The 14,059-nt window shown below is 63.7% G+C and carries 13 protein-coding genes; 7 read left to right on the plus strand and 6 right to left on the minus strand.

What is annotated here, in order from left to right:
- Positions 1-13: 13 nt before the first annotated feature.
- The 3 genes from RIdsm_RS15425 to RIdsm_RS15435 all read left to right on the plus strand — a co-directional run bounded on the left by RIdsm_RS15425 (position 14) and on the right by RIdsm_RS15435 (position 2,872).
- Positions 14-808 carry a ferritin-like domain-containing protein gene (locus tag RIdsm_RS15425; protein WP_057816196.1) on the plus strand — a complete coding sequence of 265 codons (795 nt, stop codon included), beginning with the start codon at positions 14-16 and terminating at the stop codon, positions 806-808.
- Positions 809-1,011: 203 nt separating this feature from the next.
- On the plus strand, positions 1,012-2,331 hold the full coding sequence (locus tag RIdsm_RS15430; protein ID WP_082647373.1) for a M23 family metallopeptidase: 1,320 nt from the start codon (positions 1,012-1,014) through the stop codon (positions 2,329-2,331).
- On the plus strand, positions 2,321-2,872 hold the full coding sequence (locus RIdsm_RS15435; protein WP_057815844.1) for a bactofilin family protein: 552 nt from the start codon (positions 2,321-2,323) through the stop codon (positions 2,870-2,872). Before RIdsm_RS15430 ends, RIdsm_RS15435 begins: the two co-directional genes overlap by 11 nt.
- A gap of 77 nt (positions 2,873-2,949) precedes the next feature.
- On the opposite strand, the gene RIdsm_RS15440 is transcribed toward RIdsm_RS15435, so the two are convergent.
- The 6 genes from RIdsm_RS15440 to RIdsm_RS15465 are packed head-to-tail and all read right to left on the minus strand — an operon-like array spanning position 2,950 to position 9,126.
- The gene (locus RIdsm_RS15440; protein WP_057815842.1) at positions 2,950-4,638 is read right to left on the minus strand and encodes a thiamine pyrophosphate-binding protein; all 1,689 of its coding nucleotides are present in this window, start codon (positions 4,636-4,638) and stop codon (positions 2,950-2,952) included.
- A 27-nt stretch (positions 4,639-4,665) separates the two neighbouring features.
- Positions 4,666-5,469 carry an alpha/beta fold hydrolase gene (locus RIdsm_RS15445; protein WP_057815840.1) on the minus strand — a complete coding sequence of 268 codons (804 nt, stop codon included), beginning with the start codon at positions 5,467-5,469 and terminating at the stop codon, positions 4,666-4,668.
- Entirely contained in the window at positions 5,469-6,065 is a 597-nt protein-coding gene (locus RIdsm_RS15450; protein ID WP_057815838.1) for an amino acid synthesis family protein, read from the minus strand. The genes RIdsm_RS15445 and RIdsm_RS15450 overlap by 1 nt, the downstream gene beginning before the upstream one ends.
- A complete protein-coding gene (locus tag RIdsm_RS15455; RefSeq protein WP_057815836.1) occupies positions 6,055-7,113 on the minus strand; it encodes an LLM class flavin-dependent oxidoreductase in 1,059 nt (352 codons plus the stop codon). The genes RIdsm_RS15450 and RIdsm_RS15455 overlap by 11 nt, the downstream gene beginning before the upstream one ends.
- A 13-nt stretch (positions 7,114-7,126) precedes the next feature.
- Positions 7,127-8,599: an aldehyde dehydrogenase gene (locus tag RIdsm_RS15460; protein WP_057815833.1), complete on the minus strand. Its 1,473-nt coding sequence runs from the start codon at positions 8,597-8,599 to the stop codon at positions 7,127-7,129.
- Positions 8,600-8,610: 11 nt separating this feature from the next.
- Positions 8,611-9,126 (minus strand): flavin reductase family protein, encoded by a 516-nt coding sequence (locus RIdsm_RS15465; RefSeq protein WP_057815831.1) that lies wholly within the window; start codon positions 9,124-9,126, stop codon positions 8,611-8,613.
- A 119-nt stretch (positions 9,127-9,245) separates the two neighbouring features.
- On the opposite strand from RIdsm_RS15465, the gene RIdsm_RS15470 reads away from it, so the two are divergent.
- The 4 genes from RIdsm_RS15470 (at position 9,246) to RIdsm_RS15485 (ending at position 14,019) form a co-directional block, all read left to right on the plus strand.
- Positions 9,246-10,091, plus strand: coding sequence for a LysR family transcriptional regulator (locus RIdsm_RS15470; protein ID WP_057815829.1), 846 nt, complete (start codon positions 9,246-9,248; stop codon positions 10,089-10,091).
- 280 nt (positions 10,092-10,371) lie between these two features.
- Positions 10,372-11,322, plus strand: coding sequence for an ABC transporter substrate-binding protein (locus RIdsm_RS15475; RefSeq protein ID WP_057815827.1), 951 nt, complete (start codon positions 10,372-10,374; stop codon positions 11,320-11,322).
- An 80-nt stretch (positions 11,323-11,402) separates the two neighbouring features.
- Positions 11,403-12,440: a quaternary amine ABC transporter ATP-binding protein gene (locus RIdsm_RS15480; RefSeq protein ID WP_057815825.1), complete on the plus strand. Its 1,038-nt coding sequence runs from the start codon at positions 11,403-11,405 to the stop codon at positions 12,438-12,440.
- Entirely contained in the window at positions 12,433-14,019 is a 1,587-nt protein-coding gene (locus RIdsm_RS15485; protein ID WP_057815823.1) for an ABC transporter permease, read from the plus strand. The genes RIdsm_RS15480 and RIdsm_RS15485 overlap by 8 nt, the downstream gene beginning before the upstream one ends.
- Positions 14,020-14,059: the final 40 nt, after the last annotated feature.

Genomic DNA, 14,059 nt, shown 5'->3' on the forward strand with positions numbered 1-14,059 from the left:
GACGCTGTCCCAGATGGCGGTCGAGGTTCTCACCACCGCCGACGGGCGCGAAAAGACCGCCCTGTCCCGCCGCCATGCGGCGGCTTGGTTTGCCGCGCGAGAGGCGGGTCAGCCGATACCTTTGGGCCATGCCACCCCGCCCGATTTTCCCGCCCGGCCCGTAACGCCGGAGCTTCTCGACCCGCGCGACGTGCCGCGCCGCAGACCCGGCTCGCCCAAGGGACGTTTGGCGATGCTGCACGCGGTGGCGCATATCGAACTGAACGCCGTCGATCTGCATTGGGATATCATCGCGCGGTTCACCGATGTCTCGATGCCCATCGGGTTTTACGACGACTGGGTGAAATCCGCCGACGAGGAATCGAAACATTTCAACCTGATATGCGATTGTCTTGAATCGCATGACAGCTTTTACGGCGCCATGCCCGCCCATGCCGGCATGTGGCGCGCGGCCTCTGACACGGCAGAGGATTTCATGGGCCGGCTCGCCGTCGTGCCCATGGTGCTCGAAGCCCGCGGCCTGGATGTGACGCCCGGCATGATCGACCTGTTCGAAAAGGCCGGCGACACCGGCGCGGTGGAAGCGATGAAGGTGATCTATGCCGAGGAAGTGCATCACGTGGCCTATGGCTCGAAATGGTTCCACTTCCTCTGCGGCCGGCACGAGGAAGACCCCAAGGAGGCCTTCCACACCCTCGTGCGCCGCTATTTTCACGGCGCGCTGAAGCCGCCCTTCAACGAGGAAAAGCGCGCCGAAGCCGGCCTGCCGCCCGACTTTTACTGGCCCCTCACCGAGAAAGCGGGCTGATTCTTGCGTTTCTGTTAGCGCTCAACCCATTGAGATCGGCAATTTTTTGCCGTCTGTGCGGTAAATCGCCGGATTCATGGACTCTGTTGTCCAAAAACCTTGCCCATCCGATTTCCAGCCGATAATCACACCAAAGGTCCACGTGTAAGAAAAAGTGAACGACGGGGCCGCCTTGGGGATGGGGCAAAAGGGACGGGGTTTACGTGCGAACACGACTCGCAATCAAGTTTCATGCGTTTCTGGAAAGGTATTTCCCGGAGCGCAGGGTTTTCCTTCGGTCAGATAACGACACGCGGTTCATCCGCCTGAAACCCGGATCGCAACTCATTGCCTTCGTTGGTGTTTCGGCAGTTGTCGCCTGGACGATCATCGCGACCGCCGTCTTGCTGATGGACTCGATCGGATCCGGCAACTTCCGCGAACAGGCCAAGCGCGACCAGCGCACTTACGAGGCCCGGCTCAACGCACTCGAAGCAGAACGCAACAGCCGCGCCGAAGAAGCCGCCGCCGCGCAGGAGCGTTTCAACTCCGCGCTGAAACAAATCTCGACCATGCAATCCGACCTGCTGGCCTCCGAAACGCGCCGGCGCGAGCTGGAAACCGGCATCGAGGTCATCCAGTCGACCCTGCGCCGCACGATGAAGGAACGCGACACGGCGCGCGACGAGAACGCAGAGCTTGCGCTGGCCCTGCGCGACAGCGACCCGGACACGCTGGCCGACGAGGAGGGCATGGGCACCGACGCCACGCTCGAGACCCTGACCGCCGCGCTTTCCGACACGGCCCGCCAGCGCGACAAGATCAACAACGACGCCCAGATGGCGCTGCTCGAGGCCAACGAAATGGCCGCGCAGATCCAGCTGATGAAGGACCAGAACGACCAGATCTTCCGTCAGCTCGAAGACGCGATGACGATCTCGGTCGAACCGCTCGACAAGATGTTCACCGCCGCCGGCATGGACACCGACAACATGCTCGACACCGTGCGCCGCGGCTATTCGGGCCAAGGCGGGCCGCTGATGCCCCTTTCCTTCTCGACCCGGGGCGAAGAACCCACGCCGGACGCCATGCGCGCCAACCGCATCCTCAACCAGCTCGACCGCCTGAACCTGTACCGGATCGCCGCCCAGAAGGCGCCATTCGCCCTGCCGGTTAAGTCGACCTTCCGCTTCACCTCGGGCTTCGGCATGCGCTGGGGCCGGATGCACTCGGGCACCGATTTCGCCTCCAAGCACGGTACGCCGATCTATGCCACGGCTGACGGTGTCGTCATTCATGCCGAGTGGCTTTCGGGCTATGGCCGCCTCGTGAAGATCCAGCATGAATTCGGCATCGAGACCCGATACGCCCATATGTCGCGCATTCGGGTCAAAAAAGGCCAAAGGGTCTCGCGCGGGGAACGTATTGGTGATATGGGGAGCACTGGACGTTCCACGGGCACGCATCTACACTACGAGGTCCGTGTCGGCGGCAAGGCCGTCAACCCCATGATCTACATCAAGGCTGCGAGAAATGTTTTCTAAGAGCAAAATCAACGATCCCGCCCCCAAGCAAGATGCCGCGGCCAAACCGGCAGTTCCGGAAAAGCCCGACACTTCGCGCAACGACTCACCCTCGACCGAATTCAAGGCCGCGGCCCCCAAGGCCAAGCCGCCGGCGTCGGTTCTGTCGTCTGACCTGCACGTCACCGGCAACCTGAAGACCACCGGCGATATCCAGGTCGAAGGCACCGTCGAAGGCGACATTCGCGCGCACCTGCTGACCATCGGCGAAGGCGCCACGATAAAGGGCGAAGTCATCGCCGATGACGTGGTGATCAACGGCCGCATCGTGGGCCGGGTTCGCGGCCTCAAGGTTCGCCTGACCTCGACCGCGCGGGTCGAAGGCGACATCATCCACAAGACCATCGCCATCGAATCCGGCGCGCATTTCGAAGGTTCGGTGCAGCGTCAGGACGACCCGCTCAATTCCAAGCCGAAGAACCAGCAGCAGGCCGGTGGCGGCCAGCAAAACCAGCAGGGGCAGCAGAAGCCCCAGCAGGTTCAGGAAGCCGCCAAGGGCTGATACCCGACGGCTTGACCGACACGGGAAAGGCGCCCTGCTTCGCAGCGGCGCCTTTTGTTTTGGAGGTGGCAGCCGCCCTACCCGCCCCGGTGCTTGAAGCTGTCTCGCCTGAATGAATAAAGCGCCGAAGGGTCGACCATCGTGTCGATCACCGCGGGCTTGCCGCATTGCAGTGCATCCTCCACCGCCTCGGCCAGTTGCGGCAGCGTGTCGGCCCGATAGCCCTTTGCCCCGTACAACTCGGCCAGCTTGTCGAACGGCGGGCTAGACACATCGGCGCCGATGTAGCGCTCGCCGAAGAAGTCGCGCTGATAGGCCTTCTCGGCCCCCCAGCAGCAGTTGTTCATCACCACGGTCACGGTATTGATCCCGTGATCCACCGCCGTCGACAGCTCGGACACGGTCATGCCGAACCCGCCATCGCCCATGAGCGACACCACCGGCCGGTCGGGTGCGGCCAGCTTCACGCCCAGCCCGCAGGCGAAGGAAAACCCGACCAGCCCGAAATCGAGCGGCGTGAACAGGCTCTTGGGCTGCCAGTAGTTCAGCGCGTCGGTCGCCTGAAGGCAGAGCGTGCCGGCATCCATCGTGATCGCCGCATCCTTCGGGAGCACGTCCCGCAAGGTCTTGAAGAGGCCCGAGGGCTGCAACGGCGTGGAGTCGACATCGGCCTCGGCGTCGCGTGTCTGAAGGTAAGCCGAGCGCTCAGCCTTGAAAGCCTCGGTCCAGGCCTCGGCCTTTGTCCGCGCGTCCATTTTCGCCAGCGCGGCAGTCAGTTGCCCCGCCACCGTGGGCGCGTCTCCGTGAATGCCCAACGACACCGGGAAATACCGCCCGATCGCCGTCGGCTCCATTTCGACCTGTATTATCTCGGCCCGTTCATTAATGTTATCATAGCTGTAGAAGGTGGAGTTGAAGCCGATCCGCGTGCCGAGCGCAAGGATCACATCGGCCTCCTTCACCAGCCGCGAAGCAACGACATTCCCTCGGGGCCCCATCTGCCCTGCATTGAGAGGATGGCCGAAAGGCACCGCGTCACCATGGCCGGGCGATGTCACCACCGGACAGCCCGCCGCCTCGGCCAGCGCGAGGCATGGCTCGGCTGCGCCGGTGTTCTTGATGCCGCCGCCGGCGATGATCACGGGCCGCGCCGCCTTTGCCAGCATCGCGGCCGCCCGGTCGATGGCCTCAGGCGCGCCCGCCGGGGCGGCGAAGGGGCGGTATTGCCCAGGCGTCTGGAACGCGCCGAACTCCGCCTGTCCCGACAGCACGTCGCGCGGCAGGTTCAGCTGAACCGGGCCGCGCCGCGGCGCCAATGCCTCGCGAAACGCCTCGCGCATCATTTCGGGCACACGGTCGGCGCCCGTCGCCGTCCACACCTTCTTGGTGACCGGCTTGAACAGGGCCTGTTGGTCGACCTCCTGGAAGGCGTCACGGTAGACATGCCCGCTTGCGAGGGCACCGGCGAGGCTCACGACAGGCGAATAGGCGGCCTTCGCCTGCGCCAACCCGGTCACCAAGTTGGTGGCCCCCGGCCCGTTCTGCCCGGCAAGGATCACCCCCGCCTGCCCGCTCATCCGGGCATAGCCATCGGCCATATGGGTGCCGGTCCGCTCGTCATGCACGCCGATGAAGCGGATGCCCCTGGCATCGTAAAGTGCGTCAAACATCTCCATCGTCGCGGAACCGATCAAACCGAACAGGGTCGAGACCCCTTCCGCCTCCAGCGCCTTCACCGCGGCCTGCCCGCCCGTCATCTTTTCCATGCTGTCCTCCTCCACGTCATGACCACTCTACGCCTGGGCCCCCTCCTGCCCAAGGAAGGTCTTCAACGGCCCGACAAACAGCTCGGGCCGCTCGATCAGGCCAAGGTGCTGAAGCTCCGGCACGATCACCACGTCGGCCTCGCCCATTTCCTTTGCGATGGCCCAGCTCATCGCCGGGGTCGACCCGCTGTCATTCTGGCAGGTCATGACCAGCGCCGGCTGATGGATCGGCGGTTCGGGCCGGATCAGTTCCGTGACACCCTCCGCAAGCACCACGCGGTGAGCGGCATAATTCCGATGATCATTGGCCAGAACCGTCGCGCGAACTTCGGCAACGATCTCTTTGTGATCGTTACGAAAGTCTTCTGTGAACCACCGCTCCAACGTCGCGTCGATATTGGCCGCCGGCCCGCGGGTACCGGTCTCCCGCGCGCGGTCCTCGACGAGCTTCTGCTGCGCCTCGCCCCGCTCATGCGGCGAGTTAAGGATCGCCAGCGCCGACACACGGCCGGGGTGATCCATCGCCACCCGGCGGTTGATCATCCCGCCCAGCGAGAACCCCACGAGCGCCGCCTGCGCGATCCCAAGCTCATCCATCAGGTCGATCAGTTGCTGCCCGAGCGCCGTCAGATTGACCTCGCCCTGCGGCAGCGCGGTCTCGCCATGCCCCAGGAGGTCATAGCTCAGCACCCGGAACCGATCGGCCAGCACCGGGGCCACCCCGCCCCATGTCACCTGCCGGGTCAGCCCCAGCCCGTGCAGCAGCACGACCACCGGTGCATCGTCGGGCCCGGTCAGGTCATAGGCCGTACCACCCCGGCTGACAGGCATCACACGCCCGCCGGGTTGTCGACGTCGTGGCCCATGGCCCGCAAATCGGCATAGCGGTCGCCGATCCGGTGGTTCGGGTGCCCGCCCACCGACGCGCCAAGCGCCACCACCACCTCATCCGGCCCCGGCGCATCGGGGATATCGAGGTGTATGGTCTGGTAATGAGAACGCATCCCGGCATCGTCCTTGTGCATCAGCGGAATCATGATCGGCTGCCCCGCGACGCCCTTGCAGTTGGTGAAAGCGAGGTAGGATTTTGCCTTGATTGCATCCCGTAACTGGTTGCCAAACCACAAGGAATGGGTCAGCGCCTGCGCGTGTTCCACTTCGCCCCCCATGCCCACGACCGAGGCCTTGCCGCACCCTTCCAGCGCGTCGCCCGTGACGTCGAGCAGCATCTCGGTCAGCAGCTTGCCGATCTCGGGGCAGATCTCCTGAACCTCGGGGCTCAGATCCTCGACATGGCCCCTCCCGAACCACGGGTTGCGAATGACGGCCAACGCGGCCACCAGCTTGGTGGGCGTCGCCACCTCTTTCCAGCCTTCCTTGTAGGTCGTCTGAACCTGCAGCAACGTGCGCCTGATCTCAGCCGGCATGGGCCATCTCCTTTTCTGCGAATTCCGGCATCACCTTGTCGATGAACAGCTGCAGCGAGCGTTTCTGCTGCGCCATGTCCATGCCCATCGACGCGTAATAGACAAACGCATCGGCCCCCACGGCCTCATGCGCCTTGAGCTTCTCGACCACCTGATCGGGCGTGCCGAACATCAGGTTCTCTTCCAGCATCTCGGGGTCGACCCTGGCATTCCCGTCCAGCTCTTCGAGTGGAACTTGTTCCGGGAAGCCGTTGATAACCTCGCCTTTTTTCATCATCAGGTTGCCGAATTGCCCCAACACATGCCGGATCGAACCCATCGCCGCCTTGCGGTCATCCTCGGTCTCGTAGACGGCGGAATGGCGCATTACGGCCCAGGTTCCCTTGTAGGGCTTGCCCGCCTTATCGACCGCCTCGTCCAGCCGCCGGCGATACGTCTGCACCTCCGAAAGCGGCATCGTCAGTGGCCAGCTCAGGATGTCGCAATCATGTTCGACGGCATAATCGAAAGTGATCGGCGCCCGCGCGGCCACCCAGACGGGCACCTTTTGCTGCACCGGTTTGGGGCAGGATGTGGCGGTGGGAAACTGCCAGAACTCGCCGTCATGAGCATAATCCCCCTCCCAGAGCTTGAGCACCACCGGCAGCATTTCCTGCATGTAGCGCCAGCTGTCACGCTGATCGAGACCAGGCTTCATTCGATCGAACTCCCGCTGGTAAGCGCCTGATCCGATACCGAATTCCAGCCTTCCATCGCTCAGCAGGTCCAGCATCGCGGCCTCGCCGGCCAGGTTGATCGGGTGCCAGTAAGCCGCGTTCACCACACCGATGCCCAGCCGGATGTTCTTCGCGTGCTCGCCCCACCACGTCAGGATCTGGAACGGGTTCGGCGCAATCGTCATCTCGAGCGCGTGGTGCTCGGCCGCCCAGGCGATCTCGAACCCGGCCGCATCGGCCATTTTCACCATTTCCAGCGTATGGTCGCGCACCTCCCGCATATCTGTCTCGGGGCTCATGCGCTCAAGGTTGATTGCCAAATGGAACTTCATCACTCTCTCCTTCTCATCGCATCTGGAACGGGTTTCCGACCGGCGCGTCGGACATGTTCATCCAGACTGTCTTGGGACGGGTGTAATCGTAGACGGCCTGAAGCCCGCTTTCCCGGCCATAGCCCGAGGCCTTGTTGCCCCCGAACTCCGCTATCGGTGAAATCACCCGGTAGGTGTTCACCCAGACGATGCCAGCGCGCACCGCGCGGCTCATCCTCAGGGCGCGGGCACTGTCGCGGGTGAAGATGCCGGCAGCCAGCCCGTGCTCGGTATCGTTGGCAAGACGCAGCGCTTCCTCCTCGGTCCGGAACCGCAGGACACACAGGACGGGGCCGAACAGCTCGGTATCGACGATCTTCAGATCGGGCGACGGGCAATCGATCACGGTGGGCTGAAAGAACATCTCGCCCGCCTCGGCCCGGCGCCCGCCGCAGACCACCGTCGCACCTTGCGCGACCGCGCCGACCACCTCCCGCTCGATCGTCTCGAGCTGGCCCCTGGTGCAGAGCGGGCCCATCTCGGTCTCTTCGGCCATCGGGTCACCGATGCGGATGCCCTCCGCGATCGCCTTCATCCGGGCGATGAACTCGTCCGCCACGTCTTCGTGCACGATCAGCCGCGAGCCAGCCACACAGCTTTGCCCCGAAGCGCCGAAAATCCCGGCAACAGACCCGTTTACGGCGCTTTCCACATCTGCATCATCGAACACGATGAAGGGCGATTTGCCGCCAAGCTCGAGGCTCACCTCGGCAAAGTTGCTGGCCGAGTTCATCACCACATGCCGCGCCGCCACAGGCCCGCCGGTAAAGCTGACCCGCGCCACCAGAGGATGCGAGGTCAGCACCTTGCCGCACGGGTCGCCATGACCGGAGACGATATTCACCACGCCATCCGGTATCCCCGCCTCGGCAATCAACTTTCCGAATTCGAGGATCGTTGCCGGCGCGTGTTCCGAGGTCTTCAGAACCACCGTATTTCCAGCCGCCAACGCCGGGCCGATCTTCACCGAGGTCAGAAACAGCTGGCTGTTCCATGGCACCACGGCGGCAACGACGCCCACCGGTTCGCGGTTGGTGAAAACGAAGAGGTCGGGCTTGTCGATTGGCAGCGTCTCGCCGCTGATCTTGTCGGCGGCGCCGGCGTAGAAATGAAAGAACTCGGCGATGTACTTTGCCTGCCAGCGGGTTTCCTTGAACATCTTGCCGCTGTCGCGCGTCTCGATCTCGCCCAACGCCTCCGACCGGTCGGCCAGAAGATCGCCCAGCTTGCGCAGGCAGCGGCCCCGCTCGGTGGGTGTCATCCGCGCCCAAGGACCTTCATAACAGGCCTCGTGCGCCGCTTTCACCGCGCGGTCGATGTCTTCGGCCGTGGCTTCCGGGGCGATGGCCCAGACTTTGCCGGTTGCGGGGTTCGTCGTTTCAAACGTGCCCCCGTCCGACGCGGCGACCCACGCGCCGCCGATCAGCATCCTGTATTCTTCGATCATGTTCAGCTCCTTCATCCGGCGCGGGCGTGGGGCACGACCCGGTGATACGCCCCGTCGCGATAGGCCAGCGGCGGCGCCGCGCTGTCCAGAACATCGCGGACATGGCCCACGACGATCAGGTGGCTGCCAGAGCGCACGACCTGTTGCAGATCGCACTGAAACGCCGTCGCCCCGTCGATCACTGGCGCGTGGCCTCTCGGTGCAAACACCTCGATACCGTCGAACCTGTCAGGCACGCTGCCATCATGCCGCCCGGCGAAGCGGTCGGCGATGTCCGAGGAACGTTCGGGAAGAACATTGACGCAGAAGCGTTTGTTTTCCTGCACGAACCCCGCAATGCGGCTTTGGGCGTGAAGACAAACCAGCACGGTCGGTGGATCGGCCGAGACAGAGGAGAACGCACTGACTGTCGCACCGGCCCGGCCCGCCGGGCCGTCTGTCGTCACCACCGTCACAGAGGCCGCAACGCGCCGCATTGCCGAGATGAAGTCCTCTCTGGGCACAAGCCCGTCGATCTGCCGGAACATGTCGCATCTCCTGTTCACTCATCCTGTCGCGGTCTTAGAGGTGCCACAAAAGAGAAATTCTTGAAAACGAATTGTTTTGCGTCATAAATTCGAAATATTCGAATTTTAGATCTCGGCCCATGAACATCACAGCCCTTCAGACCTTCCTTGCCATCGTCGATACCGGCAGCCTTGTGCGGGCCTCGCAGGTTCTGCACGTCACCCAGTCGACCGTCACCGCCCGGCTGAAGACGCTGGAAGACGAGCTTGGCCAGCAGCTGCTCAACAGGCAGAAATCGGGCACCACGCTGACGCCGGCGGGTACCAGGCTCTTGCGATATGCCCGCATCATGACCGGGCTCTGGCGCCAGGCGCAGCATGAAACCAGCCTGCCCGCCGGGCTTGCCTCGGTCTGCACGCTCGGGTGCGACCGCGAGCTTTGGCATGGGCCGGGGCGCAACTTCTTCAACGGGCTGATATCCGGCAACCCGGAAATGGCGGTCTCGGTCCTGCAGGGCAGTGGCAGGGATCTCGAGGAATGGCTCGCGACCGGTGTCGTCGATGTCATTCTGACCTTCGATACCCTCACGAGGGGCAACCAGACGGTGCACGCCCTTCCGCCCGAGGAGCTGGTGCTCTACTCCGACGACCCGGAGACGCCGATCGACGCCGGGTCGTTCTACATCTTCGTCGATCATGGCGAGGAATTCCGCCGGCAGCACGCCGAAACCTACTATGGCGCCGGGGTCGCGCGGGTCAGCTTCGACAGCTCGTGGTGGGCGCTCCAAACCATGCTCGATCGCGGCGGCTCGGCCTACCTGCCGCGCTCGCTGGCCGCGCCATACGTCGACGACGGGCTTCTGCATCAGCTCGACGCGCCGATCTACACGCGCAAAAAGAATCTCATCGTCAACGACGCATCGGCCCAGAACTGGACATGGTTCACCCCCCTTGTGGCCGTGCTCAGGACGGCTGCTTCGGGTTAACTGAAAAGTCTTTTCTTAAAATTCGAACATTTCGAACAAAAACTAGCAGTAAATTCCCTTTCCCAAAGTTTTTTGCCCCGCAGCACTTGCCTCGCCGTCTCCGGCCATGCTGCACTCTTGGTATTAACGGTGGGGGCAATTTGGCCCTACCCGCCAGTCCGGCGAGGGACGCACAGTGGGCCCGGTCAAAAAATAACAACGGGAAGACCCGGCCTTGCGCATCAACAGAAAACAATACGCGCAAATGGCTAACAAATAATCAACACGGAGGAACGGACTTATGAAAAAGCTTTCAGCCCTCATGGGCGGGACAGCGCTGATGGTTGCGGGGCCGGCGATGGCGGCGGATATCGTCATCGGCGTACCAAACTGGCCGTCGGTGAACGCGACGGCGCATATTCTCAAGGTGGCGATCGAACAGAATCTCGGGCTCGAGGTCGAGCTGCAGAACGGCACCAACCCGATCGTCTTCGAGGCGATGGACACCGGCGCCATGCATGTGCACCCCGAAGTCTGGATGCCCAACCAGCAGAACCTGCACGACACCTATGTGAAGGACAAGGGCACCGTGGTGATGAACCCCAACGGCGTCGAGGCCTTCCAGGGCATGTGCGTCGACAAGGCCACCGCCGATGCCAACGGCATCACCGCGATCGAGGATCTCACCAACCCCGACATCGCCTCGCTCTTCGACAGCGATGGCGACGGCGAGGGGGAGCTCTGGATCGGGGCGCCCGGCTGGGCCTCGACCAATGTCGAGAAAATCCGGGCGAAATCGTATGGTTACGACCAGACCTTCGAGCTGACCGAAATCGACGAAACGGTGGCCTATGCCAATCTCGACAATGCCATCAAGGCGGGCGATCCGTGGGTCGGCTTCTGCTACACGCCGCATTACGTCTTTGAACTGCACGACCTGCAGATCCTGGAAGAGCCCGATTACGACCCCGAGAAATGGACCGTGATCCAGCCTACCGACGACCCCGACTGGCTTGAGAAATCCGATGCCGGCGTGGCCTGGGACCTGGCCTATCTGCATGTCCACTATGCCAAGGAGCTGGAAGACAGCTATCCGAGCGTCGCCACCCTTCTGGGCAATGTCGACCTGACCACCGACCAGGTCTCGGCCATGACCTATGCGCTGGTGATCGATGGCATCGAACCGATGGCCTATGCCGAACAGTGGGTCGCCGATAACGAAGATGCCGTGCTCACCTGGATGACCGAGTGACGGAGCATCGCGGCCGCACCGCCTGACCAGACAAGGGCCGCCGGACAAACCGGCGGCCCTTTGCGCGAAAAGGGACAGATATGAGCGAAACAGTCGTCAAGTTGACGGATGTCTGGAAGATCTTCGGCGAGCGCGCCGAGGAAGCCATGACCGCCGTCAAATCCGAAGGGATCGGCAAGCCGCAGGTGCTCGAGCGCTTCGGCTGCGTGGTCGGTGTTCAGGGGGCCAGCTTCGAAGTGCCCCGGGGTGAAATCTTCTGCATCATGGGGCTGTCGGGCTCCGGCAAATCGACGCTGGTGCGGCACGTCAACCGGCTGATCGAACCCACCGCCGGCAGCATCGAGATCCTCGGCCGGGATGTCTCGGCCATCTCCGAAAGCGAGCTGCGCCGTATCCGCGCCCAGCAGATCGGCATGGTCTTCCAGCACATGGCGCTGATGCCGCACCGCTCGGTGCGCGACAACGTCGCCTACCCGCTTGAGATCCGCAAGGTGTCCAAGGCGAAACGCTGGGCGATCTCGGATCATGCACTGGGGCTGGTTGACCTGACCGGCTATGAAGACAGGCTCCCGAAAGAGCTGTCGGGCGGCATGCAGCAGCGCGTGGGCATCGCCCGGGCGCTGGCCTCCGACCCCGAGATCCTGCTGATGGACGAGCCCTTTTCTGCGCTCGATCCGCTCATCCGGCTGCAATTGCAGGACCAGTTCAAGGCGCTGGTCGCACAGCTCAAGAAGACCACGCTTTTCATCACCCACGACCTCGACGAGGCGATCCGCATCGGTCACCGCATCGCCATCATGAAAGACGGCGTGATCGTGCAGATCGGCACACCCGAGGATATCGTGATGAACCCGGCCGACGATTACGTGCGCGAGTTCGTGCAGGGCATCTCCAAGCTCAAGCTGGTGAAAGCCCACTCGATCATGGAACCGCTCGACAGCCACAAGGGCTCGCTCGACGGGGCGCCGCGTGCCGACGAGGGTGCCGACCTCGACCAGCTGATCGACCTCTCCGTTGGCACCGACCAACCAGTGGTCATCACCGAAGGCGGCACCGATGTGGGTGTCGTGACAAAACCGCGCCTGCTGCGCGGCATCCAGGGGGGCAAAGATGACTGACGCAACCGACATGAAAGTCACCGCCGCCTCGGATATCGAGGTGGATCACGAGGCGCTCGACGCCTCCATCCGGGAATTCGCGGGGCCGAACGGCGAGTATTACGTCGGCGCGTTCCACAAGATCCACGAGGCCACCGGCTTCGTGCCGCGCACTTTCAACATATGGGCCGCCGTGCTAGGGCCGCTCTGGGCCGCGAGTCGGGCGATCTGGGGGATGTTCTGGTCGTTCCTGATCCTCGAGATCATCGCCTGGGTGCAGATCGGGCGTGGCGCCTGGGGCAACCCCGGCGCCGATATGGCCGACCGCGCCGCGCGCCAGCAGGCCCGTGCCGAGGAGCTGATGCAACGGGCGAACGAGGCCACCGAGCAGGCCGATGTCGACCGCTTCACCAAGCTGGCCGAGAACATCCAGAAGGCTGCCGACGCCAGCTTCGAACGGGCCGAGGCCGCCCAGGCCGAGGCGCTGGGGATCATGCTGACCGGTCTTGTCCTGCTGGCGGTCTTCAAGATCATCCAGGGGCTTTATGCCGATCCGGTCTATGAAAAGCAGTACTCCCGCTGGCGGATCGACCCCGCCGCAACGGAAAGCGGTCGATCGACGCGCAACACCGTGATGGGTGTGGTGCTGACGCTGCTGATCGGGCCGCTCATCGTCTACAAGTTCACCGTAAACGCCTCGTTCGCGCTGCTCGATGCCTTCCCGGAACAGGAGGTGTCGGCGATGATCCTCGGCGATGGGGCAGGCACGATTTTCTCCAATCTTGCCAGCTGGATGGAGGCGCGCATTGATGCGGCCGCCGCGGCCGGGGGCGATGTCTTCGATGGCATCGTCGCGGGCGTGCGCGGCGTGCTCGACGCGCTGACGCTGGCCCTGAACGGCTCGCCCTGGCCGGTGGTCATGCTGGTGATCGTCGTCACCGCATGGCGCTCGGCCGGGCCGCGCGTGGCGATCTTTACCGCCGCGGCGCTGGCCTATACGGCGCTGCTGGGCTATTGGGCCGTCGCGATGGAGACGGTGGCGCTGGTGGGCGCGGCGGTGATCCTCTGCGTGGTGATCGGCATTCCGCTGGGCATCTGGTTCGGCAAGTCGCGCCGGGCCTACAACATGGCAGAGCCGGTGCTCGACCTGATGCAGACCCTGCCCGCCTTCGTCTACCTGATCCCGATCATCGCGTTTTTCGGCACCGGCAACCCGCCGGGGATTTTGGCGACGATCATCTTCGGGATGCCGCCGGTGATCCGCCTGACGGCGCTGGGGATGCGCGGCGTGCCCGACAGCATCAAGGAGGCCGCCGTGGCCTTCGGCGCCTCCAAGTGGCAATTGCTGAAGGACGTGGAGATCCCCCTTGCCCTGCCCTCGATCATGACCGGCGTGAACCAAACCATCCTGATGTGCCTGTCGATGGTCGTGATCATCTCGCTGATCGGCGGCGGGGGCCTGGGCAAGGAGATCCTCGAAGCGTTGCAATACGCGGCCAAGGGCCCCGGCCTGCTGGGCGGCTTCGCCATCCTTTTCCTCGCCATGGTGATGGACCGGATCGTGCAGGGCGCCTTCCGCCGCGAGGATCAGAAGGACTGACACGAAGCGCAAGGCCCGGCCACCCTGCAAGCCGGGCCTT

Source organism: Roseovarius indicus (genome assembly GCF_008728195.1).
Classification (GTDB): Bacteria; Pseudomonadota; Alphaproteobacteria; order Rhodobacterales; family Rhodobacteraceae; genus Roseovarius; species Roseovarius indicus.